Source organism: Desulfovibrio sp. (assembly GCF_035644575.1).
Taxonomy (GTDB): Bacteria; Desulfobacterota; Desulfovibrionia; order Desulfovibrionales; family Desulfovibrionaceae; genus Desulfovibrio.
Genome location: NZ_DASQOG010000212.1, coordinates 1 through 1,639 on the forward strand (window position 1 = coordinate 1; position 1,639 = coordinate 1,639).

Below are 1,639 nucleotides of genomic sequence, written 5' to 3' on the forward strand. Positions count from 1 at the left end.
CGCCCGCTGCTGCATGTTCCTCGTGACCGGCAAGGAAAAGCACGATGTGCTTTCGCGCGCGCTCAACCTGCTGGCCGAACCCACCCTGCCCGCACAAAAGGTGCGCCCCGGATTTGGCGAACTGATCTGGGTTGTGGACGAAGCCGCCGCCCGAGGCGAGTAAGCCACCCCATTCACGGATATCTCAATCAAAGCCACCCGCCCCGGGTGGCTTTGATTTGATCCCTGCCAAGCAAATGCAGGCTCCTGCGCATTCAATCAAATGCGGTAATACTGAAAACGCAAAAAGCTCCTTTTTCAAGGAGCTTTTTATTATCAGCCTGCGAGCTGTATGAGCGGGAAACGTTCTTTTCTGGCTGCGTTACGGAGCGACGGCAGCATCGTCGCCAGCAGGCTTTGCCTCTACCGCGGGGCTGGCGGGCTGCTGTCCAGAAGGCGGATTTTCGGCCTTTTCCGGCTTCTGCACGGGCTTCCGTACTGTCTTGTGCGGGGGCTTCTGCGGAATATCCGGGGCTGCCTCCTGTACGGATTCCTGTGAGAGTTCCTGTATGGGCAAGGGTTCCAGCCCTTGCCACACGCGGGCCTTGCAGATGATTTCCGGCCTGTATTCAAAGTGCATCAGGTCATATTCGTGCCATTTTCCGCCCCAGATGAAGCCCTCGTTTTCAAAGGCTGCCACAATGGCGGAGGGATAGCTTTGCTGCAAGGGGTGCGGGCGCAGTTTGCTCCAGCGCCAGTAGGTGGCAATGCCGGGGCTGATGTCAAAGGCAATGCCGAAGGCGTGGGGGCTCAAGCGATTCTCGCCCGCAATGCGCCGCCAGGCAAACCCGCCGTCCATTTTCAGCAGGGTTTTCAGGCGAGGCTCCTGAGCGGCTTGCGGGGCAAGATTGGCGTTTGCCCTGTTCATGGCTTGCGCCGCTGCGGGTGAAAGATGCAGATGCTGCCCCAGCAGGCGTGCCTGAACCAGATGCCCCCCAACAGCCTTGGGCGTTGATCCGTAAAGGGCTTGCAGCAGATCATAGGAGCGCCGCCGCCCCGGCGAAACACCCTGTGGAGTATCGGGCCGTTGCGGCTCCAGCGGATACGGCTCGGCCATGCTCGCCCGCACGCTCACCACCCACTCGGATTCCTGCGAACCAGCCAAGGGGGCCGCACCCGGGGCAGCGTCATACAGCACGCGGCGGCCATCGGTAAACACCAGCCACTGGCCCTGCGCGTCCGACGTCATGTTTGTGATCTGCGGATAGGCCCGCCGCAGGCAATAAAAATCCACTCGCGCGGCATCATCAAGCCCGGCGGGCAGATCAGCGGCGTCAATGAGGCCGTTGGCAGCAGTCGCCCCAGTGGCACCGCGTGCAAGCGCTGCATTGACAGACGCTGTTGCGGGCGCATTGGAGGGCGCACTGGATGACGTAGCCGTCTCGGCATGCACAACATGGGCACAACACAAAAAAATAAAAAGCAGCAATATTGGCATGAAGGCACCCTAGCCGCCCCTGGCTTGTCAAGGCAAGCGCTTTTGCGTACATCTGCGCCATGTCTGCCTGGAAATTTTATCTGGTCACGTTCGGCTGCAAGGTCAATCAGTACGAAACCCAATCACTGCGCGAAGCCTGGCTTGCCCAGGGCGGCGTGGAAT

Annotated in this window: 1 protein-coding gene and 1 pseudogene; one reads left to right on the forward strand and one right to left on the reverse strand. The window is 60.3% G+C overall.

Annotated features, from left to right (window positions below):
• Positions 1–163 (forward strand): annotated as a pseudogene (locus tag VEZ52_RS11880) (6-phosphogluconolactonase); the annotation flags it as partial.
• 198 nt (positions 164–361) lie between these two features.
• Here VEZ52_RS11880 and VEZ52_RS11885 read toward each other — a convergent pair.
• Positions 362–1,477: a M15 family metallopeptidase gene (locus VEZ52_RS11885; RefSeq protein WP_324836999.1), complete on the reverse strand. Its 1,116-nt coding sequence runs from the start codon at positions 1,475–1,477 to the stop codon at positions 362–364.
• Positions 1,478–1,639: the final 162 nt, after the last annotated feature.

Bases quoted from the DNA above. Each gene is read 5' to 3' on its own strand.
- VEZ52_RS11885 (WP_324836999.1), bottom strand. From the start codon at position 1,477: ATGCCAATATTGCTGCTTTTTATTTTTTTGTGTTGTGCCCATGTTGTG.